This window comes from Cyanobium sp. NIES-981 (genome assembly GCF_900088535.1).
In the GTDB taxonomy this organism is placed as follows: Bacteria; Cyanobacteriota; Cyanobacteriia; order PCC-6307; family Cyanobiaceae; genus NIES-981.
Genome location: NZ_LT578417.1, coordinates 544,363 through 565,366 on the forward strand (window position 1 = coordinate 544,363; position 21,004 = coordinate 565,366).

At 69.1% G+C, this 21,004-nt stretch carries 22 protein-coding genes; 9 read left to right on the forward strand and 13 right to left on the reverse strand.

Annotated elements, in window-relative coordinates:
* Positions 1-27: 27 nt before the first annotated feature.
* The 8 genes from tsf to CBM981_RS02845 form a co-directional block, all read right to left on the reverse strand.
* Complete coding sequence (gene tsf, locus CBM981_RS02810; protein WP_087067170.1) at positions 28-684, reverse strand: translation elongation factor Ts; 657 nt, start codon at positions 682-684, stop codon at positions 28-30.
* Between the two features lie 77 nt (positions 685-761).
* Complete coding sequence (gene rpsB / locus CBM981_RS02815) at positions 762-1,475, reverse strand: 30S ribosomal protein S2 (RefSeq protein ID WP_087067171.1); 714 nt, start codon at positions 1,473-1,475, stop codon at positions 762-764.
* Between the two features lie 234 nt (positions 1,476-1,709).
* Positions 1,710-2,642, reverse strand: coding sequence for a glycosyltransferase family 2 protein (locus CBM981_RS02820; RefSeq protein WP_087067172.1), 933 nt, complete (start codon positions 2,640-2,642; stop codon positions 1,710-1,712).
* Between the two features lie 90 nt (positions 2,643-2,732).
* On the reverse strand, positions 2,733-2,888 hold the full coding sequence (locus CBM981_RS02825) for a hypothetical protein (protein ID WP_006910943.1): 156 nt from the start codon (positions 2,886-2,888) through the stop codon (positions 2,733-2,735).
* Positions 2,889-2,927: 39 nt separating this feature from the next.
* On the reverse strand, positions 2,928-3,725 hold the full coding sequence (locus CBM981_RS02830; protein WP_087067173.1) for a DevA family ABC transporter ATP-binding protein: 798 nt from the start codon (positions 3,723-3,725) through the stop codon (positions 2,928-2,930).
* Entirely contained in the window at positions 3,725-4,897 is a 1,173-nt protein-coding gene (gene devC, locus CBM981_RS02835; protein WP_087067174.1) for an ABC transporter permease DevC, read from the reverse strand. The genes CBM981_RS02830 and devC overlap by 1 nt, the downstream gene beginning before the upstream one ends.
* Positions 4,897-5,808 carry an HlyD family efflux transporter periplasmic adaptor subunit gene (locus CBM981_RS02840; RefSeq protein WP_225867498.1) on the reverse strand — a complete coding sequence of 304 codons (912 nt, stop codon included), beginning with the start codon at positions 5,806-5,808 and terminating at the stop codon, positions 4,897-4,899. Before CBM981_RS02840 ends, devC begins: the two co-directional genes overlap by 1 nt.
* Positions 5,809-5,825: 17 nt before the next feature.
* Positions 5,826-6,578, reverse strand: coding sequence for a phycocyanobilin:ferredoxin oxidoreductase (locus tag CBM981_RS02845; protein ID WP_087067176.1), 753 nt, complete (start codon positions 6,576-6,578; stop codon positions 5,826-5,828).
* Between the two features lie 88 nt (positions 6,579-6,666).
* Between CBM981_RS02845 and CBM981_RS02850 the strand changes: the two genes are divergently transcribed.
* The 3 genes from CBM981_RS02850 to CBM981_RS02860 are packed head-to-tail and all read left to right on the forward strand — an operon-like array spanning position 6,667 to position 10,164.
* Positions 6,667-7,941, forward strand: coding sequence for a pitrilysin family protein (locus CBM981_RS02850; RefSeq protein ID WP_087067177.1), 1,275 nt, complete (start codon positions 6,667-6,669; stop codon positions 7,939-7,941).
* Complete coding sequence (locus tag CBM981_RS02855) at positions 7,938-9,251, forward strand: pitrilysin family protein (protein WP_087067178.1); 1,314 nt, start codon at positions 7,938-7,940, stop codon at positions 9,249-9,251. Before CBM981_RS02850 ends, CBM981_RS02855 begins: the two co-directional genes overlap by 4 nt.
* A gap of 25 nt (positions 9,252-9,276) precedes the next feature.
* Entirely contained in the window at positions 9,277-10,164 is an 888-nt protein-coding gene (locus CBM981_RS02860) for a ferritin-like domain-containing protein (protein ID WP_087067179.1), read from the forward strand.
* An 18-nt stretch (positions 10,165-10,182) separates the two neighbouring features.
* Here CBM981_RS02860 and CBM981_RS16150 read toward each other — a convergent pair whose 3' ends face one another.
* Positions 10,183-10,509: an NAD(P)H dehydrogenase assembly family protein gene (locus tag CBM981_RS16150; RefSeq protein ID WP_087069143.1), complete on the reverse strand. Its 327-nt coding sequence runs from the start codon at positions 10,507-10,509 to the stop codon at positions 10,183-10,185.
* A gap of 87 nt (positions 10,510-10,596) precedes the next feature.
* On the opposite strand from CBM981_RS16150, the gene CBM981_RS02870 reads away from it, so the two are divergent.
* From CBM981_RS02870 to CBM981_RS02885, 4 genes are read left to right on the forward strand one after another with little or no spacing between them, the layout of a single operon-like run.
* The gene (locus CBM981_RS02870; RefSeq protein ID WP_087069144.1) at positions 10,597-11,172 is read left to right on the forward strand and encodes a biotin transporter BioY; all 576 of its coding nucleotides are present in this window, start codon (positions 10,597-10,599) and stop codon (positions 11,170-11,172) included.
* Positions 11,169-11,636: a signal peptidase II gene (lspA, locus tag CBM981_RS02875; RefSeq protein WP_087067180.1), complete on the forward strand. Its 468-nt coding sequence runs from the start codon at positions 11,169-11,171 to the stop codon at positions 11,634-11,636. The genes CBM981_RS02870 and lspA overlap by 4 nt, the downstream gene beginning before the upstream one ends.
* Entirely contained in the window at positions 11,617-13,788 is a 2,172-nt protein-coding gene (locus CBM981_RS02880) for a transglycosylase domain-containing protein (RefSeq protein WP_087067181.1), read from the forward strand. The genes lspA and CBM981_RS02880 overlap by 20 nt, the downstream gene beginning before the upstream one ends.
* Positions 13,789-13,791: 3 nt before the next feature.
* Complete coding sequence (locus CBM981_RS02885) at positions 13,792-15,342, forward strand: YcjF family protein (protein WP_087067182.1); 1,551 nt, start codon at positions 13,792-13,794, stop codon at positions 15,340-15,342.
* On the opposite strand, the gene CBM981_RS02890 is transcribed toward CBM981_RS02885, so the two are convergent.
* Together CBM981_RS02890 and CBM981_RS02895 are read right to left on the reverse strand one after the other, a co-directional pair.
* Positions 15,278-15,520, reverse strand: a complete 243-nt coding sequence (locus CBM981_RS02890; RefSeq protein WP_087067183.1) for a hypothetical protein — start codon at positions 15,518-15,520, stop codon at positions 15,278-15,280. The two genes, CBM981_RS02885 and CBM981_RS02890, sit on opposite strands and share 65 nt — an antisense overlap.
* The gene (locus CBM981_RS02895; protein WP_087067184.1) at positions 15,517-16,983 is read right to left on the reverse strand and encodes a pyridoxal-dependent decarboxylase; all 1,467 of its coding nucleotides are present in this window, start codon (positions 16,981-16,983) and stop codon (positions 15,517-15,519) included. The genes CBM981_RS02890 and CBM981_RS02895 overlap by 4 nt, the downstream gene beginning before the upstream one ends.
* A gap of 47 nt (positions 16,984-17,030) precedes the next feature.
* Between CBM981_RS02895 and CBM981_RS02900 the strand changes: the two genes are divergently transcribed.
* Positions 17,031-17,567, forward strand: a complete 537-nt coding sequence (locus CBM981_RS02900) for a nucleoside deaminase (protein ID WP_087069145.1) — start codon at positions 17,031-17,033, stop codon at positions 17,565-17,567.
* Here the strand turns inward: CBM981_RS02900 and CBM981_RS02905 are convergent.
* Complete coding sequence (locus CBM981_RS02905; protein WP_087067185.1) at positions 17,500-18,693, reverse strand: alanine--glyoxylate aminotransferase family protein; 1,194 nt, start codon at positions 18,691-18,693, stop codon at positions 17,500-17,502. The two genes, CBM981_RS02900 and CBM981_RS02905, sit on opposite strands and share 68 nt — an antisense overlap.
* A 128-nt stretch (positions 18,694-18,821) precedes the next feature.
* A complete protein-coding gene (locus CBM981_RS02910; protein ID WP_087067186.1) occupies positions 18,822-19,352 on the reverse strand; it encodes an allophycocyanin subunit beta in 531 nt (176 codons plus the stop codon).
* A gap of 208 nt (positions 19,353-19,560) precedes the next feature.
* Between CBM981_RS02910 and glnA the strand changes: the two genes are divergently transcribed.
* Positions 19,561-20,979 carry a type I glutamate--ammonia ligase gene (gene glnA, locus CBM981_RS02915; protein WP_087067187.1) on the forward strand — a complete coding sequence of 473 codons (1,419 nt, stop codon included), beginning with the start codon at positions 19,561-19,563 and terminating at the stop codon, positions 20,977-20,979.
* The last annotated feature ends 25 nt before the right edge of the window (positions 20,980-21,004 follow it).

Sequence of the window (21,004 nt, forward strand, 5' to 3'; positions counted from 1 at the left end):
TCCAGTGGGAACGGACTGCCCGATGACTCAGGAGGCCTGCATGGCCGCCACTTCAGCGGCGAAATCCATCTTCTCCACCTCGATCCCCTCGCCCAGGTTGAAGCGAACGAAACGCCGCACCTGAATGTTCTCGCCCACCTTGCCGGCCACCTGCTTCACGAGTTCCGCCACGGTGATCGTGCTGTCCTTGATGTAGGGCTGGTCCATCAGGGCCATCTCCTTGAGACGCTTGCCGATGCGGCCGGCCACGATCTTCTCCTTCATCTCCTCCTTCTTGCCCGCCAGATCGTCGCGGCCCATCTCGATCTGCTTTTCACGGTCAGACACTTCTGAGGGAATGTCTTCGGTGCTCACGTAGTCCACGGAGGGACAGGCGGCAATCTGCATCGCCACGTTACGGATCAGATCCTGGAAGATCTCTCCACGGGCCACGAAGTCGGTTTCGCAGTTCACCTCCACCAGAACGCCCACGCGGGCGCCGGTATGGATGTAAGAGCCGATGGCTCCTTCCGCAGCGGTGCGACCGGACTTCTTCTCTGCCGAAGCGATGCCCTTCTGACGCAGCCACTCGATGGCTTTCTCGGCATCCCCCTTGGTTTCGGTGAGTGCCTTCTTGCAGTCCATCATGCCGGCGCCGGTTTTATCGCGCAGTTCTTTGACCAGCTTTGCCGAGATTTCAGCCATGATTACAGAAGTAACTGAACTTGTGCTTAGGGAAAACGTGATGAACGGAAGATGAACGGGCTACGGAGCAATCCGGCTCAGGCGTCGTCGCCCTGGGCCTGCTCGCTGCCACCATGCCTGCCTTCATTGATGGCATCCGCGAGACGCCCCAGCACCAGCTGGACGGAGCGCACGGCATCGTCGTTGCACGGAATCGGCACGTCGCAGAGGTCGGGGTCGCAGTTGGTATCGAGCATCGATACAAGCGGAATGTCGAGCTTGCGGGCCTCCAGCACGGCATTGGTCTCGCGGCGCTGGTCCACCAGCACCACCACATCTGGCAGGCGACGCATGTTCTTGAGGCCGCCCAGATACTTCTGGAGACGATCCAGCTCCCGTCGCAGCACGGCCGCTTCCTTCTTGGGCCGCATGGCGATCGCACCGGAGGATTCCATGCGCTCCAGGTCCTTGAGCCGCTCGATACGGGCGCGCATTGTCGTCCAGTTGGTGAGCATGCCACCCAGCCAGCGCTGGTTCACGTAGGAAGCACCACAACGGGTGGCCTCGAGGGCAATCACTTCGGAGGCCTGCTTCTTGGTGCCGACGAACAGAAAACGCTTGCCGCTGCGGGCGGCACTGCGCACCCACTTGTAGGCGTTGTTCATGCAGACGGCGGTCTGCACGAGGTCGATGATGTGAACACCGTTGCGCGCGCAATAGATGTAGCGCGACATCTTGGGGTTCCAGCGACGGGTCTGGTGCCCGAAGTGGGCACCCGCCTCCATCATCTCGGCGAGAGTGACAACAGCCATGGTGGTTGGGGTTTCGGGTTTGCCTCCACCTGCCTAGGGATCAGGGGACTCCCGGATGGAGGGTGAGCCGCAGTGCGGAGCACGCGAGCGTTCCCTTCACCGCCTGACGTCGATCGGGGGGCTGCAACGCAGCTTCCCTGGGCCAGGGTGGAGTCCTCGATCACCCGAAACACGCAGGTGTGCGGAGTGAAAGTTGACTAACGAACCCTACCAAAGCACGGTTCTGACCTGGCCTCAGGCCAGGCCCTCCTGTCTCGCCTGGGCCTGCAGCGCCCGCACACCGAGCCGGTTGAGCGGCAGGCGCAGCAGCTCCAGGGCCAGGGCCGCATGGCCACGGCGGACGAGCCAGCCCAGCAGCGGCCGCAGGCTGCGCTCGTTGAGCAGCCCCCCCAGGGTGAGGATCTCCCAGAGCAGCCGGTGGAACCAGGTGAACTGGATGATCATCCGCACCCGGCGGCTGGGATGCTTGCGGTAGAACACCAGAGCCATTCTGGCCCGCTCCTGCTCCACCCGGATCAGGGCAGGGATCTGCTCCAGATTGAAGGCCGGATGCCAGTGGTAGCCCACGGCCTCGGGGCAGCGGATCAGCTGCACCCCGAGCTGGCGCAGGCGTTCGCCCAGCTCCAGATCTTCCCAGCCGTAGAGACGAAAGGCGGTGTCGAACAGCCCGGCCTGCTCCAGCAGCTCACGGCTGATCGCCACATTGCCGGTGGCGAAATAGGCCCAGGAGTGGTCGCGAAGCTTGTGGCGTTCCCGGGTGGGCGCCTCGAAATCGGCCGTGTTGATCACGGCGCCGTAGGTGAAGCAGCGCCGGTGGCCGAGCCGCTGCCAGGCCCGGCTCAGACCGCTCGCGTGGCAGCGGAGAAAGCTGGGGGTGACCACCAGGTCGCTGTCGATGAACACGATCACATCCCCCCTGGCCTGATCCACACCCCGGTTCCTCCCCTCCGCCGGACCGCCGTGCTCCTGGAGCACCAGGCTCACGTGGGGGAGCTGCTGGCGGTGGGCTGCGAGCCAGGCCACCGTGTCATCGCTGGAGCCGTCATCCACCACCACCACCTCGTAGCCCTCGGCAACCCCGGCCAGGTCCTGCTGCTCCAGGGCCAGCAGACACTGGCGCAGGATCGGCAGCCGGTTGTAGGTGGGGATGACGACACTGAGGAACATGGGTCGTCCCGGTGCAGGCGGTGGACGGACAGGCTCAAAAAAAGGGGATCCCAGCGGATCCCCACAGCCGAGAAATGGAGGCGGCCGGATTCAGTCAGCGGCGCCGCCGTTGTTGGCCGTGCCGGTCACACCGTTGCCAACACCTTCACCCCGGCCGTCGTTGCGCAGCTTGCGTTTTTTGAACTTGCGCGCATAGGCGCGGTTCCGTTCCTGCTTTTCCTTCTTCAGATTTCTGCGCTTGGCCATAGGGTCGGCACGTAGGGGTCAGACGAAACACCACCCTACTCAACCAACCTCCTGCACCTGGGCCACCGACGCCGCGCTGGCCTCGCTGAGGCGTCCATCCTCCATCTGCACCAGTCGGTCCGCCACATCCAGGATGCGCGGGTCATGGGTCACCATCAGCACCCCGCAGCCCTGCTCCCGCGCCAGGCCCTTGAGGAGGTCCACCACCTCCCGGCCACTGCGGCGGTCCAGTGCCGCCGTGGGCTCATCCGCCAGCAGCAGCTGTGGGTGGGCGGCCAGGGCCCTGGCAATCGCTACGCGCTGCTTCTGCCCGCCCGAGAGATCGTGGGGAAGCTTGTGCAGGTGATCTCCCAGGCCCACAGCCCGGAGCCATTCGCGGGCCTGGTCCCGGCGGGCCCTGTAGCCCAGGCCCCCGATCAGGTCGGAACCCATCTGCACGTTCTGCTCGGCACTCAGACAGCGCAGCAAGTTATGCCCCTGGAAAATCATGCCGATGTGGCGGCGCAGCCGCTGGCGGACGCTCCGTCCGGCCCCATGGAGCTCCTGGCCGAACAGCTCCACCGAGCCCTCCTGCACCTGGCGCAGGGCTCCCACCAGGGTGAGCAGGGTGGTCTTGCCGCAGCCTGACGGTCCGGTGAGCAGCACCACTTCGCCCGGAGCGATCTGCAGGTTGATGCCCTGCAGCACCTGACGGCGCATGTCCCCGGCGCCGAACCAGTGGCTCAGCCCCTGGATCCTCACCAGTGGCCCCGCGGCGCAGGAGCTGCGGGGCCCCGCCGAATCCAGGGCCGCTGCAGAGGCACTGGAGGGGGTGGAGGGAAAGGATGCCGTACCCATCAGAAGATCTCCGCCGGGTCGGCATCCGCCAGGCGCCGCATGGCCAGGGCTGCCGATCCCATGCACATCACCAGGATCATGCTGAACACGATCACCGCCCGGGGGGTGGACATCGCCACCGGCAGGTTGGTGCCACTGCGCACCAGGGCGTAGAGCCCCTGGCCCACCACATAGGCAGGCACATAGCCCAGCATCGCCAGGATCAGGCCCTCCCGGGCCACCACCCCGAGCAGGGTGGGCAGCCGGTAGCCCATCGCCATCAGGGTGGCGTACTCGGGCAGGTGATCACTCACATCCGAGTAGAGGATCTGATACACGATCACACAGCCCACGATGAACCCCATGGCGGCCCCCAGGGTGAAGATGAAGCCGATGGAGGTGCTTGTGCGCCAGTAGGTCTTCTCGAACTCCTCGAATCCCTCTTTGGTGAACACGCGCACGTCAGGCGGAAGGGTGCGCCGCAGCCGTTCCAGCACCACCTGGGGATCGTTGCCGGGTTTGAGCCGGATCAGGCCCAGCTCGATGCTGCCGCGGGGGGTGCCCGGCACCAGCTGGAGAAAGGTTTCGCGGCTGGTGAGGATGTTGCCGTCGGCGCCGAAGGACGGGCCCAGGGTGACCAGGCCCGTCACCCGCACCCGGGTGCCGGCCACCTCCGTTTCGACGGTGCGGCCCTGGTTGAACCACTCGGCGATCGGCCCGAATTCCGGCCGGGAACGCTGGTCGAACAGCACCCGACCCTTCTGGGTGAGGGTGCGGGCCTTCTCCGCCAGTTCCGGATCGGTGAACAGGGGGTCGTTGGGTTCGAAGCCGAGGGCCAGGATCGAGCGGTTGCGGCTCGTCGCGGGGTTGCGCCACAGCAGCAGGTTCCAGTGCACCGGCGTGGTGCCCTGCACCGCCGGGTCGGCCATGACCTGGATCAGCCGGCGGCGGGGAAAGCCCGCCATGCCGATCGAGCTCATGGTGCGCGGGCTGATCAGCACCAGATCGGCGTCGAACAGCTTGTGCACGGTCACGCTGGCGTCGAACAGCCCGTCGCGGAAACCGAGCTGCATGAACATCAGGATCCCGGCGAAGGCGATGCCGGCCAGGGCCACCGCCAGGCGCAGCGGTTGCCGCGACAGCAGCAGCCAGGCCAGGGGGATTCGGCGGGCTTGCCAGAGGCGCTCCAGCATCAGGGGGTGAAGCGGGCGATCACCTTGAGCCCCGTGCGCTGACGCACCCGCGCGGCATCGGCGGGCTCGAGGCCGACCCGCACCTCCACGATCCGGGCATCCACGTCACCGGTGGGGTCGGTCTCCAGCACCTTGCGCTGCCGCACCTGGGGGCTGATGCGCAGGACGCGGCCGGAGAGTGTGCCCTCGAAGCCGCCGTTCTCGCTGGTCATGGTGACCGTCTGCCCCAGGCTCACCCGGTCGATGTCGCTCTCGTACACCTCGATGAGGGCCTCCATGCGGTCACTGGCCCCCAGCTCGAGCACGCCGTCGTCGCCGGGGCGCTCTCCCACCCGCGCGTGCAGGCGGAGCACGGTGCCCCCGATCGGAGCACGCAGCTCGGTGAGCTTGAGATCCGCATCGATGCGGTCGCGCTCCGCCAGGGCCTCCTGGAGTTGGCCGTTGAGCTCGAGCAGGTCGGTCTCGCGGGTGTCGAGCTCGCCACTGGGGATGGCTCCACTGCGGCTGAGGGAGCGGTAACGGGCGATGTCCCGGTTCTGCACCGCCAGGCGGCTGCGCAGGTTGGTGATGCGGGCCTCCACCAGCCGCCGCTGGGCCTGAAGCGGTTCGGCCGTGTCGAAGACGGAAAGCAGCTGGCCGGGAGCCACCCGGTCGCCTTCCTGCACCAGCAGGCGGGTGATGCGCGGGCTGCCGCCGATGCCGGTGATGGGCGCCGCGAGGGAGCGGATCTCACCCCGGGGATCGAGCCGGCCCAGGGCGGCCACCGCCTCCGGCATCGCCGGCCGCTTCACGGTGCCGGGCGGGGCGGAGGATGGGGCCGGCTGGCGGTTCAGAAGGCGCTGGCCGCCGAACGCCGCCAGGGCCAGCAGGGCGGCAGCCCCGAAGCCCAGCACCAGCGAGCGGGAACTCACTTCCCTGCCCAGGAGCTTCACAGGGCCGGAGGGTCGTCGAAAAGGAGCTCTTCGATGTAGCGGTCGGCCCAGGCCGGATTGAACGCCTTCTCCAGCACCCGGCGGGTCTTGTCGTTTTGTTTCTGCTGCTTGCAGTACCGGAGCTGGCCCTTCCATCGCGCAACAGTAGCTGGATCGTCACTGGCCTGTGCTTCACAGCGCCGGATGGCGGCGGTGAGCACATCGAGCACTTCGGCCACCTCGGCGATGAAGGCCTGCTCCTCGGCTGCGTCCACCGGCCGGATGAAGCGCACATGGGGCGAGAAAATCGACCCCCAGGCCGGCAGGTCCCGCTCCTGCTGGTACACCCTTCGCTGGCGCCGGGAGAGGGCCTGCTCGATCGCCTCGGGCAGGCTGCCCGTCACCGGGGAGAGGTCGACGATGGCGGCGGACACCCCGGCGGGTCCGGCCACGATGTCGGCGCCGAACACCGGCAGGTCGTAGTGGGGATCGGGAAAGAGCACGCAGTGGAGAATCTGCAGGCCGGCTCCCAGCCGTGCCGTTTCGAGGTGCAGCTTGCGCAGGCCGCGGCACTGCCTCAGCTCGTTGCGGATGAACAGGGCCTCGCCGTCGAGGCTGCCGCTGATCGCCTCGAGCTCCGGATCGATGGCCAGGGGCACCAGGTCGGGCATGCCCTGCCAGCAGGAGCGGATCCGTTCCGCCAGGGCATCCACCAGCGGATGGATCCCGCCGGCGACGGCACCGCCGCTCTTCCCTGAAGTTCCCGCCATCGATCGGCTCCCGACAGTGCGCTGCGTGGCTCCTGGCTCAGGGCGCACCGTGAGCCACCAGAATGCTGATCCTGCCACGCGTTGTGCCTTGCCCCTGGCTCCTGCTGCGACCTCCCTGCCAGGCCTGGCCGAACCCGAGGTGGAGACCCTCCCCAACGGCGCCCGGATCGCCCGGATGCCCCTGCCGGACGCGCCCCTGGTGTGCCTGGACTTCTGGTGCCGGGCCGGCAGCGTGTACGAACAGCCCGGCGAGAGCGGCCTGGCCCACTTCCTCGAACACATGGTGTTCAAGGGCAGTGCGGGCCTGGAACCGGGGGAGTTCGACCGGCGCATCGAAGCGATGGGGGGCAGCAGCAATGCAGCCACCGGCTTCGATGACGTGCACTACCACGTGCTGATTCCCCCGGCAGCTGCCGGGGAAGCCCTCGACCTGCTGCTGGAACTCGTGCTGGCACCGCGCCTGCAGGATGAGGCGTTCCAGCTGGAGCGGCAGGTGGTGCTCGAAGAGCTGGCGCAGAGTGAGGACCAGCCCGAGGATGTGGCCCTGCAGCGCCTGCTGCGGCTCGGCTGCGGCGGGCATCCCTACGGCGCCCCGATCCTGGGGGAGCGCCAGGCCCTGCTGAGCCACACTCCCGCCCGCATGGGCGCCTTCCAGCGGCGTCTCTACGGCGCCAATGGCTGTGTTCTGGCGGTGGCCGGAGCGGTGGGGAGCGGAGCCGACGCCCTGGGGGACCGGCTCCGGGACGGGGCCCTGGCCCGGCTCGCCACCGCCCCGGACCCCTCTCCCGCCGCCCCCCTGGTGGTGCGGCCGGGCCGCCATCGCGTGGCCCTGCCGCGGCTGGAGTCCGCCAGGCTTCTGATGCTCTGGCAGCTCCCTCCCGCCAGCGATCTGCACGCCGTGATGGGGGCGGATCTGCTCACCACCGTGCTGGCGGAGGGCCGCCGCAGCCGGCTGGTCTCCCTGCTGAGGGAAGAGCTGCGGCTGGTGGAGAGCATCGATCTCGACCTGCACGTGATGGAGTGCGGCAGCTTCGCCCTGCTGGAGGCCATCTGCGACGCCTCCGATCTCGAAGCCGTGACCGCGGCGATTCAGCAGGCCTGGCAGGTCCTCGCTGAACGGCCGCTGGACGCCCAGGAGTGGGAACGGGCCTGCCACCTGGTGGGCAACGGCTACCGCTTCGGCCTGGAATCCGCCGGTGGGGTGGCCGGCACGGTGGGCAACAACCTGCTGTGGGGCCGCAACCATCCCCTGGCCGCACCGCTCGAGCAGCTGAGACGTTGGTCTCCCGAGCTGCTGCAGGCCAGGGTGCTGCCCCTGCTGGATCCCGCCCTGGCCTGTGTTCTGGAGGCGGTGCCCGCATGAGCCGCTGGACCACCTGCTGCCTGGATGGTGGCCTGCCCCTGGTCACCCTGCATCGCCCTGGCGTCGGCCTCGTGGCGGCACGCCTCTGGATCAGGGGCGGCAGCAGCGTGGAGGGGCCCGGGATGCGGGGGGCCATGCAGCTGCTCGCCGGCGTGATGACCCGCGGTTGCGCGGACCTCGATGCCGAACAGCTCGCCGATCTGGTCGAGGGCCGCGGGGCCGCCCTGCGCAGCGAGGCCCATGAGGACGCTCTGGTGATCAGCCTCAAGTGCGCCAGCGACGATCTCACGGGCCTGCTGCCCCTGCTGCTCGCCATGGCGCGCGATCCCGGCCTTGAACCCGATCAGGTGGAGATCGAGCGGGAACTCAACCTGCAGAACCTGCAGCGGCAGCAGGAGGATCCGTTCCAGCTCGCCCACGACCACCTGCGACAGCTGCTCTATGACGATGGTCCCTATGGCCACGATCCCCTGGGGGTGTCGGAGGAGCTGACCCAGCTCGGTGCCGCGGAACTCAGGCCGGCGCTTGCCGCGCTGGGACACCAGGGCGCCGTGCTCGTGGTCTGCGGCGACCTCCCGGACCCACAGGTGCTGCGGCAGTGCCTGAATGACCAGCTGGCCCGCACCCCCTGGGCCACCGGTCGTCCCCGGGCCACGCCGCTCGCCGGCGGATGGGGCAGCGCCGACCTCGCACTCGTTCCCCAGGACACCGAGCAGCTGGTGCTGATGCTGGGCTCAGCCACCGTGCCGCTCGGAGAGCCCGATGCCCTCTGCCTGCGGCTGCTGCAGGCCCATGCCGGCGTGGGCATGTCGAGCCGTCTGTTCGTGGTGATGCGCGAGGAGCGGGGCCTGGCCTACGACGTGGGCGTGCACATGCCGGGCCGCTGTGGCCCCAGCCCATTCGTGTGGCACATGTCCACCTCGGCGGACCATGCCGGCGAAGCCCTGGAGTGCCTGCTGGACGAATGGATGGCGCTGGGCAGCTCGGCGCTCAGCAGTGAGGAGCTGGGGCTGGCCAAGGCGAAATTCCGGGGGCAGGAGGCGATGGGGCGCCAGACCTGTGGCCAGGTGGCCGACCGTCAGGCGCTGGTGATCGGCCATGGCCTGGCGGACAGCTATGTGCTGGATACCCTCGCTGCGGTAGAGCGGCTGGACGCGCAGGCCCTGCAGGCGGCGGCACGGCGACGCCTGACGCAACCCCGGCTCAGCCTCTGCGGACCGAGCGCCGCCCTCGAGAATGCCGCCCGGGTCTGGCGCCAGCGCTGCCCCCAGCCCCAGGGCCAGCCCCAGGGGACGTCGGGCAGTCGTTAACGTCGAGCCACGCTTGTGGCGCTCCATGCCTGTCACCTATCCCCGGAAACTCTCCAACAACCTCAGCGCCCGGCAGGTGATGGAGCAGGTGGTGAAGAAGCGGGAGCTCCAGATTCTTTTTCTCAACGGCTACCGCTTCAACGAACAGCGCTCCTGCCTCGAACTCACCAGCCTGATCGAGCTGCTGGATGGCGAGCCGCCCGAACTGGTGCGGGATCTCTCCCATCACGTCAACGACGAGGCGCGCCACGCCGTCTGGCTGACGGACCTGCTCTATGAGATGGGGGAACCGATCGGCAATCCGCAGACGTCCTCGTACATCGATGAGCTGAACCGCCTGCTGGACAGTTCCGCCTCCGCCGGCAGCAAGGAGGAGGGCGTGGTGGCGGCCCTGGCCTCGATCAACGCCACGGAAAAGCGTGGCTGCCAGACCTTTTCGGCCCACATCCATGCCCTGAAGGCGGCCCCACCCACCGAGGAGAACGCCAGGATCCAGGCCACCCTCGAGCGGATCCTCCCCGAGGAGGCCGGCCATGTGCGCTGGGGCAACCGCTGGCTCTGCCGCATCGCCAGCCGCAGTGCCGCCGACCGTGCCCGGGTGGACGAGGCCAAACACCGCTACTCCCTGATCGAACACGCCGCCTACGCCGCCGGCATGGACATCACCGCCGGCGCCGAGCTGCGGCGGCTGGCGAGCCTGGTGGACATCGCCAACACCATCCCCGCCTGGCAGCGCCCCGCCTACCTGCTGGAGCGGCTCCCCCAGACGCTTCTGGCCCCCGACCTGCAGAAATCCAGGTTCCTCGCCGCTAGGCGGGTGTGGGAGCAGGAACCTGCCCAGTTCTTCGAGACCTTCGTGCCGATGTTCCTGAGCGGCCTCAAGGGGCTGCGGCCCAGCTCCAGCAGGGCCTGATCGTCTGCCGCCCCCGGTTCAGCCGTCGGCAGGCTCCCCCTCCGTCACGGCCTCGGACTCCACCAGGAACGTGCCCCGGCGGAAGCGCACGGCGAGCTGGCCGAGCGCCCGGACCCCCACCACCTGGCCGATCTCATCGATACCCACCAGATCGGGCGGCCGCAGCATCGGCATCGGATCGGCCGTCTTGAGGTAGCGCGGGCTGCGCAGCAGCTTCACCCGATCGCCGGGGCGCCAGGACCTGACGGGCTGCTCCGGTGCCGCAGCGGGCGCCACTGGGTTGCCTGGGCCGGACTCCCCCGGCAGCGGGTTGGCTGATTCGGGAGCGGGGGGAACGGGGGGCATGGGGACGGGCATCAGCCCCATTCAAGCCAACCCGTGGCCGCAGGGGATCCCGGCGCGGCAAACTGGGCCGAGACCAGCACGGACGCTTTGCGGGCGCTAGCAAACTGGAGTGGAGCGGTTGCCGGCCTGCTGCTGATCCTGGTGGGTGGTCTGATCCAGGCCGCCTTGCCCCTTCCCCAGGCCTCCGGCGGCTGGGCCCTCACCCCCCTGCCCATCACGCTGCAGGTGCCTGCCCTGCTGCTCACCGCCCTGGTGTGCGGCCCGCGCAGCGCCATCCTGGCGGCTGTGGCCTACCTGAGCCTGGGGCTGTTCCAGCTGCCGGTGTTCCACGGCGGCGGCGGGGCTGCCTACCTGCTGGACCCGGGATTCGGCTACCTGGCGGGCTTTCTTCCCGCCGCCTGGGTCACGGGCAGACTCGCCCGCCAGCGCGGCATGAACGATGTGCTGAACCTCACCCTGGCGAGTTTGACCGGGTTGGTGGTGATCCAGGTGTGTGGTGCCCTCAACCTCCTGCTTGGGGGCCTGGCCGGCCGCTGGCCTGATGGCGTTCTGCCGCTGCTGATGACCTACTCCCTGGCGCCCCTGCTGCCCCAGCTGCTGCTCTGCTGTGCGGTGGCCACCACGGCCCTGATCCTGCGTCGTCTGCTTCTGGTGCCCTCGTGAGCGCGGGCCGCAGGCACAGTTACCTGCTGGCGGCCGTGGTGGTTCTGCTGGATCAGCTCAGCAAGGCCTGGGCCGTGCAGACCCTGCCGGCCGGCCTGCCCCGGCCCCTCCTGCCCGGGCTGCTCGAGCTGCTGCTCACCTGGAACACCGGAGCGGCCTTCAGCCTGTTCACCGGCCACACCCAGGCGCTGGGGCTGGTGAGCCTGGTCGTGGCCCTGGCTGTGGCGGTGTGGATCGCACGCCAGAGCATCCTGGGCATCCCCCGCAGGCTGGCCCTGGGATTCCTGCTGGGGGGTGCGGTGGGCAATGGCCTGGACCGCTGGCGGCTCGGGGCCGTGGTGGACTTCCTCTCCTTCGTGCCGATCAGCTTTCCGGTGTTCAACCTCGCCGATGTGGCCATCAACCTGGCTGTGCTCTGCTTCGTGATCGACCTGTTCGGAGGCCATGGCCATCGCCGCGCTTGAGCTGCTGCGACAGCGCTGGCGTCGCTGGCGCCAGCCCTCCCAGGCCCTGCTGCTGATCCATCTGCCGGGGCAGGGCAGCAGGTCGGTCGCCATCCACAGCGGGGTGTACAGGATCGGGCGCGAGGGGGATGGGCAGATTCCGATCGACCATCCCGCCGTGAGCCGGCAGCACGCCCTGCTGGAGCGGCGCGGGCCGGGCTGGCTGCTCTCCGACCGTGGATCCACCAACGGCCTGTGGTGGCGAGGCAGGCGGGTGCAGCAGCTGCTGCTGCGGGACGGTGACACCGTGCGCATCGGTCCCAGCCATCAGCCGGGGCTGCCGGAGCTGGAGTTCCAGCAGCGGCCCCAACCGCAACTGGAGCGCATCGTTCGGACGGGCTCCCTGGTTCTGGCCGCCGTCACCGCCGGCGGTGTGGGCCTGCTGGCCCTCTCGGTGCTGCAGAGTCCGATCCGCGGCAGCCTGGCCACGGTGCGGGGGCCGCTGGCCCTCTACGACCGCCAGGGAAAGCCGATCAACTCGGTGCAGGGTCTGGAGCACCGGGAACTCGCTGGACTGGGCGACTATCCCACCGTGCTGGTCGATGCCCTGCTCTCCAGCGAAGATGCCCGCTTCTGGTGGCATCCCGGGGTGGACCCGGTGGGCACCGCCCGGGCCCTGGTGACCAACCTGCTGGGCGGGCGGGTGCTCGAGGGTGGCAGCACCCTCACCCAGCAGCTCGCCCGCAGCCTCTATCCCGACCAGGTGGGCCAGGGCGAGACCCTGGCACGCAAGTGGCGGGAACTGCTGGTGGCACTCCAGCTGGAGGCCCGCTTCAGCAAGCACGATCTGCTGCTCAGCTACCTCAACCGCGTGTATCTGGGGGTGGGCTGGGGCTTCGAGGACGCCGCCCGCCACTACTTCGGCAAACCGGCGGCAAAGCTGCAGCTGCAGGAGGCGGCTCTGCTGGTGGGTCTGCTGCCCTCCCCCAACGGCTACGACCCCTGCTTCGATCCGCAGGCGGCGCTGGAATCACGCAACGCGGTGCTGCTGAAGATGGTGGACAGCGGACGTCTCGGTGCCGATGCCGGCCGCACGGCGCGCCGCAGCCCGATCAAGCTGGCACCCGATGCGTGCAAGCGGGCCGCCGAACTCCGGGGAGCGCCCTTCTACACCGACCAGGTGCGCCGCGATCTGGCAGCCCAGGTGGGCCCGGCGGTGGCGGCAGAGGGCAACTTTCTGATCGACACCCACTTCGATCCCCGCGTGCAGGCCCAGGTGGAGCGGCTTCTGCGGCAACGGCTGAACAGCAGCCGTGGCCTCGCGATCAGCGAGGGAGCGGTGGTGATTCTCGATGTCCGCAACGGCGGCATCGTGGCGATCGCCGGTGGGCGCGACTACCAGCAGAGCCAGTTCAACAGGGCCACGATGGCCCTGCGCTCGCTGGGCAGCTCCTTCAAGCTCTTCCCCTACCTGTCTGCCCTCAGCAAGGGGGCCAGGCCCGGCGATCCGGTGAGCTGCGGGCCGCTGCGCTGGCGGGGCCAGACGTTCAGCAGTGACTGCAGCGGCACCCTCTCGCTCACCTCGGCCTTCGCCCGCAGCAGCAACACCGCGGCCCTGCGCACGGCCCAGAAGGTGGGCCTGGATGCCGTCGTGCAGCAGGCCCGCGATCTCGGCATCACCAGTCCATTGGCGGCGGTGCCGGGCCTGGTGCTCGGCCAGAGCGAAACCACCCTGCTGGAGCTCACCGCCGCCTATGGCGCCGTGGCGAACGACGGCGTCTGGCATCCCCCCACCACCATCCGTCGGCTGGTGGACGCCGAGACCTGCCGCGGCAAGGAGAGCAGCCTGTGCCGGCAGGAGGAGGCCGCCACCCCATCCACCGTCAATGCCGGCCGCCGCGTGGTGACCCCGAAGACGGCCGAGGCGATGCAGCAGCTGCTGAGAGCCGTGGTGACGGGCGGCACCGGCCGGGCCGCCCGTCTGGGCGGCAGCGAAGGGGGCAAAACTGGCACCAGCAATGACAACCGCGATCTGGTGTTCATCGGCTACGCCCCGCAGCGCCACTGGGTGATGGGCATCTGGCTCGGCAACGACGACAACAGCCCCACCAGGGGCTCCAGTGCCCTGGCCGCGGGCCTCTGGGGCGACATCATGCGAGCCACCAGTTCCTGAGCGGTGAACAGCCGCACCCGCCTCTGGATTGCCGCCGGTGCGCTGCTGCTGGCCCTGGTGGTGGTGGGCATGGTGCTGCAGGCCATCAACCAGCTGGTATGGCAGCTCAGCGCCATCCTTCCCTACGGGTTGGTGGGGCCCGTGGTGGTCCTGCTGATGGCCGGGGCCGTGCTGCTGCTCGCCCAGCTGGCCTGGCCCTGGCTGCGCAGCCTCCGCACCGGCAGCCGATCGGGCAGCCTTCCTCCCCAGCCCCCCCCTGCACCGGACAACCGCCGGGAGGCGGCGGCCCGCCAGCTGGAGGCGATCGACCAGACCCTCGAGCGGGTGCGGGATGCGGTGGAGCGGGAGGCCCTGCGTCAGCAGCAGCAGCGGATGGCGGCGGAACTGGAGCGGGGCGATCTCGTGATCGTGGTGTTCGGCACCGGCTCAGCCGGCAAGACCTCCCTGATCCGGGCGCTGCTGCGCCGGCTGGTGGGCCAGGTGGGTGCCCCGATGGGCGCCACCGGGCGCAGCAGCCGCTACCGGCTGCGGCTGCAGGGCCTGCAGCGGGGAGTGTGGCTGGTGGACACCCCTGGAATCCTTGAGGCCGGCCGGGATGGCGCGGAGCGCGAACGGCTGGCCCGGGCCCAGGCCAGCCGGGCGGATCTGCTGCTGCTGGTGGTGGATGGGGACCTGCGGGCCGCGGAGTACCAGGTGTTCGATGCACTGGCCGCCCTCGGCAAGCGGCTGCTGCTGGTGCTCAACAAGTGCGATCTGCGCGGTGAGCAGGAGGAGCAGCGGCTGCTGGCGTTGCTGCGGCGCCGCTGCGGCACCAGGCTGGCGGCGGAGGATGTGATCCCCGCCAGCGCCTCCCCCCAGACCCTGCCGCTGCCGGGCGGCCAGCCCCACCAGCCCCCGCCGGAGGTGGAGCGGCTGCTGCTGAGGATCGCCGCCGTGCTCCATGCCGAAGGCGAGGAGCTGATCGCCGACAACCTGCTTCTGCAGTGCCGCCAGCTCGGCGAGGCGAGCCGGCAGCTGCTGGCGGAGCAGCGCCGCGGCGATGCGGCCCGCATCGTGGACCGCTACATGTGGATCGGCGCTGGGGTGCTGGCGGTGACGCCCCTGCCCGGGATCGACCTGCTGGGGGCGGCGGCCGTCAATGCCCAGATGGTGGTGGAGATCGGCCGGGTCTACGGCGTCAGCCTCAGCCGCTCCACCGCCCAGGACCTGGCCCTCTCGGTGGGGCGCACCCTCGCCGGCCTCGGCCTGGTGAAGGGGGGCGTGAGCCTGCTCAGCGCGGCGCTCAGCCTTTCCCTGCCGGCGCTGCTGGTGAGCCGGGCCATCCAGGCGGTGAGCGCGGCCTGGCTCACCCGGGTGGCGGGGCAGAGCTTCATCACCTACTTCGAGCGGGACCAGGACTGGGGCGACGGCGGAATTCAGGATGTGGTGCAGCGGCACTACGACCTGGGCCGGCGGGACGGCGCGCTGCAGCAGTTCCTGGCGGTGGCCTTCAGGCGCGTGGTGGAACCGCTGCAGCAGAGAGACCGCCAGCTGCCCCCACGCCCGCGGGACTGAGCAGGGCAGCGGCCCCCGCGGGCATCGCCAGCCCGAAGGCCTCCGGAGGGGGAGGCTGCAGGGGGCCCCGGCTGTCCAGCACCAGGATCAGTCCCAGGTAGAGCACCCCCACCAGGATCGAGATGGCGCCGGTCACGATGGCCACCAGGCGGCCACGGCGGTTCGGGTCGGGGGTCATGGCGAGGGAGAGGGCAGAGATCGGCAGTGGATCCCCTGCAGGGAAGCGGCCACCAGCGCGTGGAGCTGCTGAAGTTCCGCGACCGTGGTGTGGGGGTTCCCCAGCACCGCCTTGAGGTGGTGGCGTCCGCCATGCAGCGGCCGCGACAGCATCAGCTGGTGGTTCAGCAGCTGCTGGCGGGTGGTCTGACTCCAGCTGTCGGCCTCGGCCGCTGAAAGCCCCCGCGGTGTGAAGGCCAGCAGATGACAGGGCCCGCCCCTGACCTCCAGCTCCGGAAGCGAGGAGAGGAGAGCGTGCAGCACCCGTCGGCGCTGGATCGCTCCGTCCAGCACCGCCTCGATGCCGCCGAGCCCGAGCTGGCGCAGCCCGAGCCACAGCTTCAGGATGTCGGCGGGCCTGGTGCCCTGCAGGCCCCATTCACCGCCATGGCCGCCGCCCCAGCTGGGTTCCATGTAGGGCAGGCCGGTGCCGAACGCCTGCTCCAGGGCACCGGGCTGACGCAGCAGCAGCAGGGAGGAGGTCTTGGTGATGCCCAGCAGCTTCTGGGGGTTGATGGTGATCGAATCGGCCTGCTCCAGGCCCGCCACCCGATGACGGTGGCGGGGGCTGAGAGCGAACACGGCCCCGATCGCCCCATCCACATGCAGCCAGTGGCCGTGGCGCCGGCACAGGGCCGCCACGGGCTCGAGGGGGTCCACCGCCCCACGCACCGTGGTGCCAGCCGTGGCCACCACGGCGATCACGGGGGTGCCGGCGGCGCGCAGTGCCTCGAGCGCACGGTCCAGCTGGCTCACATCCATGCCACCATCCCGAGCGGTGGGGATGGCGTGCAGGGCCGTGGCCGGCAGGCCCATCACCGCCACGGCCTTGCGCAGCGACACATGGGCGTCGGCACTGGCCAGCACCACGGCCTCACTGCAGCAGCCCAGGCCGGCACGGTGGCGGGCCGTGACCAGGGCCATCAGGTTGGCCAGGGTGCCCCCGCTGGCGGCCACGCCACCGCTGACGTCCCCGAGACCCAGTTGCCTGGCCAGCCAGGCCGCCAGATTGCGCTCCAGGCGGGAGAGGCTTGGCGAGAGCTCCTCAGCCAGAAGGTTGTTGTTGAGTCCGGCACAGATCAGGTCGGCCGCGATGGAGGCCGGCAGGGGTGGGGGGTCGAGATGGGCCAGCGCACCGGGGTGGCTCGGGTTGTACGCCCCGTCCATCACCAGCTGCAGATCGGCGAGCAGAGCGGCCTCATCCAACCCCCGGCGCTGGGGTTCCACCTCCGGCAGCACGCTGAGACCGGGCAGCGGCGAACGGCTCGCCGCCGACCCCAGCCAGGCGCAGAGCCGCTCACTGGCCTGCTCCAGGAACCGCTGCAGGCGAGCATCGGGGTGATCCGGGCTGGCAAAGGGCAGGGGCGGGAGCGCCCAGGGGGCAGGTGGCGCAGTTGCCAACGAAGGAGGCTCGGATGACACCATTCTCACTTGTGAGCCTGAAGCCTGGTTTCAGGATGGCCGGGGCTGCCATGGGGCATGGGATCGACACCGCGCAGGCCCGGTCCACCGGGTACGAACTGTGGATGCAGCGCCTGCTGCGCTGCGCCGCACGGGTGGGGGCGGAAGGTGAGATCCCTGTGGCCGCAGCCGTTCTCGATCAGGAGGGACGTTGCATTGGCTGGGGGAGCAACCGCCGGGAGCGCCTGCAGGATCCCCTGGGCCATGCCGAGCTCGTGGCGATCCGCCAGGCCAGCCGGGTTCTGGATGACTGGCGTCTGAACAGCTGCACCCTGCTGGTGACCCTGGAGCCCTGCCCGATGTGCGCGGGCGCTCTCGTGCAGGCCAGGCTCGGCACCCTGGTGTTTGCAGCCCCAGATCCCAAGCGCGGTGCCGTCGGTGGCTGCCTCGATCTGGTGAACCACGCCAGCGCCCATCACCACATGCGGGTGATCAGCGGCGTGGCGGCGGATCAGGCCGGGGAGCTGTTGAGCGGATGGTTCAGACGGCGACGGCGGCCGACGTCCGGGAGGTGGCTCCAGGCCGGAAGGCTGGGAGCTCCGTCCTGAACAGCTCAAGCAGGCGGTCCACATTCTCCGGCCGGCTGTTGAAGCCCATCAGGCCGATCCGCCAGACCTTGCCGGCCAGGGCCCCCAGGCCACCGCCCACCTCAATGCCGTGCTGGTTGAGCAGATGGAGCGAGAAGGCCTTGCCATCCACACCTTCAGGGATCCGCACCGTGGTGAGGGTGGGCAGGCGCAGGTGTTCCGGGGCGTGAAGCTCCAGCCCCAGCTCCTCGAGGCCAGCCCACAGCCGCTCGGCATTGCGCTGGTGGCGGGCCCAGGCGTTCTCCAGACCCTCCTCGGCCAGAAGTCGCAGCGCCTCGCGCATGCCGAAGTTCATGTTCACCGGCGCGGTGTGGTGGTACACCCGGTCGCTGCCCCAGTACTGATTCAGCAGGGTGACATCGAGGTACCAGTTCGGCACCTTGTCACGGCGCCGCTCCATTTTGGCTTCGGCGCGGGGGCCCATGGTGAAGGGTCCGAGCCCCGGCGGACAGCTCAGGCCCTTCTGGCTGCAGCTGTAGGCGAGATCCACCTGCCAGGCATCGAGGTGCACGGGCACGGCACCGAGGGAGGTCACGGTGTCGAGCAGCAGCAGACAGTTGTGCTGGCGGCAGATTTCACCGATTCCCTCCATCGGCTGGCGGATGCCGGTGGAGGTTTCGGCGTGCACCATGGCCAGCACGGCCGGGCGATGCTCCTTCACCGCCGCCTCGATCTCCTCGAGGCTGAAGGCCTCGCCCCAGGGGCGTTCAATCGTCACCACCTCGGCGCGGTAGCGGCCGGCCATGTCCACCAGACGCAGGCCGAAATAGCCCTTCACCGCCACGAGCACTTTGTCCCCCGGCTCGAGGGTGTTGGCCAGGGTGGCCTCCATGGCCGCACTGCCGGTGCCGCTCATCGGGATCGTGAGGCGGTTGTCGGTCTGCCAGGCGTAGCGGAGCAGCTCCTGCACCTCGCCCATCAACTCCACGTAGAGGGGGTCGAGATGGCCGATCGGCGTGCGGGCCAGCGCCTGCAGCACCGTGGGGTGGGCGTTCGAGGGGCCGGGCCCCAGCAGCAGCCGATCGGGAGTGGCGATGGGCCCGAGGGCGCGGCGGTGGGCGTTGTTGACGGGGTGCGGCGCGGACAAAAGCCTGAGGGCGTGGGAAGGGGATAGGGATGGGGAGCGCGGCGGCCGGCCCAGGAGCGGCTGATGGAAGGGCCTCGTGCCCGTTCCGCGCTGCTGCAGCCTACGTAGCGGGGATGACCCGGGGTTGTTCAGCGGGTCCGTACATCGCTGGCGGCGAGGCCCCGGCAGAGATGCTCGAACGGAGGGCGCACCACGGCGGCCAGGGCTGCTGGGTCGCTGACACCCTCGGCACCCAGCATCTCGCAGACCACATCCGCGAGCAGGGCGATGCTGCGCACCGTGGGGCCGGTGGGCACCCCCAGGCTCTTGTAGGTGTCATCCAGCCCGTTCAACACCCGCTCGTTGAGGATGGTGGCGTCGGCGGCCACCAGGGCGTAGCTGGCGTAGCGGAGGAAATAGTCCATGTCCCGCAGACAGGCGGACAGCCGGCGGGTGGTGTAGGCGTTGCCGCCGGGCAGGATCAGCTCGGGATCATCGAGCCAGAGGCGCTGGGAGGCCTCCCGCACGATGCTGGCGGCTTCCCGGTTGATGAGCTCCACGGCCTTCAGCCGCAGCTCCGCTTCCGCGAAGTACGCCGTGATGCGATCGATGGCCTCGCGGTCGAGATAGCGGCCCAGCTGGTCGTAGCGGCCGATCAGACCGGTGATGGCATCGCGCATGGCTTGGGAGATTCGACGCACCTGGCGCGGAAGCTAGCACTTGCAACCCGCCAGATCCCAGGCCTGCGGTGCGATCTGGCGGATTTGAGAGAAACAGTTACGCAAACCCGGGCAGCCATTTGGTTACGAGGGCTACAGGGTGCTGGCCGGGCAGCTCCGTACCGTCCGCACACGCCGGCCCCGGGGCGGCACTCCATCTGTTTTCGTCATGGCCCAGACAGCCCAGGACGTCCTCCGTCAGATCCAGGACGAAGGAATTGAGCTGATTGACCTCAAGTTCGTCGACCTGCACGGCAAATGGCAGCACCTCACGGTGTGCAAGGAGCTGATCGATGAAGACGCCTTCACCAGCGGTGTGGCGTTCGACGGCTCCTCCATCCGCGGCTGGAAGGCGATCAACGAGTCGGACATGGCCATGGTGCCCGATCCGAAGACCGCCTGGATCGACCCCTTCTACAGCCACAAGACCCTCAGCCTGATCTGCTCGATCCAGGAGCCCCGCAGCGGCCAGCCCTACGGCCGCTGTCCCCGGGCCCTGGCCCAGAAGGCCCTGGAGTACCTGGGTTCCACCGGCATTGCCGACACCGCCTATTTCGGTCCGGAGCCGGAATTCTTCGTCTTCGACGACGTGCGCTACACCTCCGGCAGTGGCAGCAGCTTCTACAGCGTCGATTCGATCGAGGCGCCCTGGAACACCGCCCGTCTCGAGGAGGGCGGCAACCTCGCCTACAAGATCCAGCTGAAGGAGGGCTACTTCCCGGTGTCGCCGAACGACACCCTGCAGGACATGAGGACCGAGATGATCCTCACGATGGCCTCCCTGGGGGTGCCGATCGAGAAGCACCACCACGAGGTGGCCACGGCCCAGCACGAGCTGGGCATGAAGTTCGCCGAGCTGATCAGCGCGGCGGACAACGTGATGATCTACAAGTACGTGGTCCGCAACGTCGCCAGGAAATACGGCAAGACGGCCACGTTCATGCCCAAGCCCGTGTTCGCCGACAACGGCAGCGGCATGCACGTGCACCAGAGCCTGTGGAAAGCCGGCAACCCCCTCTTCTTCGGTGAGGGCACCTACGCCAACCTCTCCCAGACAGCCCGCTGGTACATCGGCGGCCTGCTCAGGCACGCCCCCAGCTTCCTGGCCTTCACCAACCCCACCACCAACAGCTACAAGCGGCTGGTGCCCGGGTTCGAAGCCCCGGTGAACCTGGTGTATTCGCAGGGCAACCGCTCGGCCGCCGTGCGCATTCCCCTCACCGGGCCGAGCCCGAAGGCCAAGCGCCTCGAGTTCCGCTCCGGCGATGCGCTCTCGAACCCCTACCTGGGCTTCGCCGCCATGCTGATGGCCGGCATCGATGGCATCAAGAACCAGATCGATCCGGGCGATGGCACCGACGTGGACCTGTTCGAGCTCAGCGCCGATGAGCTGGCCAGGATTTCCACCGTGCCGGCGTCGTTGAACGGTGCGCTTGAGGCCCTCGATGCCGATAAGCACTACCTGATGGAGGGTGGGGTGTTCTCCGAAGACTTCATCGACAACTGGATCGCCCTCAAATACGAGGAGGTGCAGCAGCTGCGGCAGCGTCCCCATCCGCACGAATTCGTGATGTACTACGACGCCTGAATTCCATTCCTGTTCTGCCCCGGAT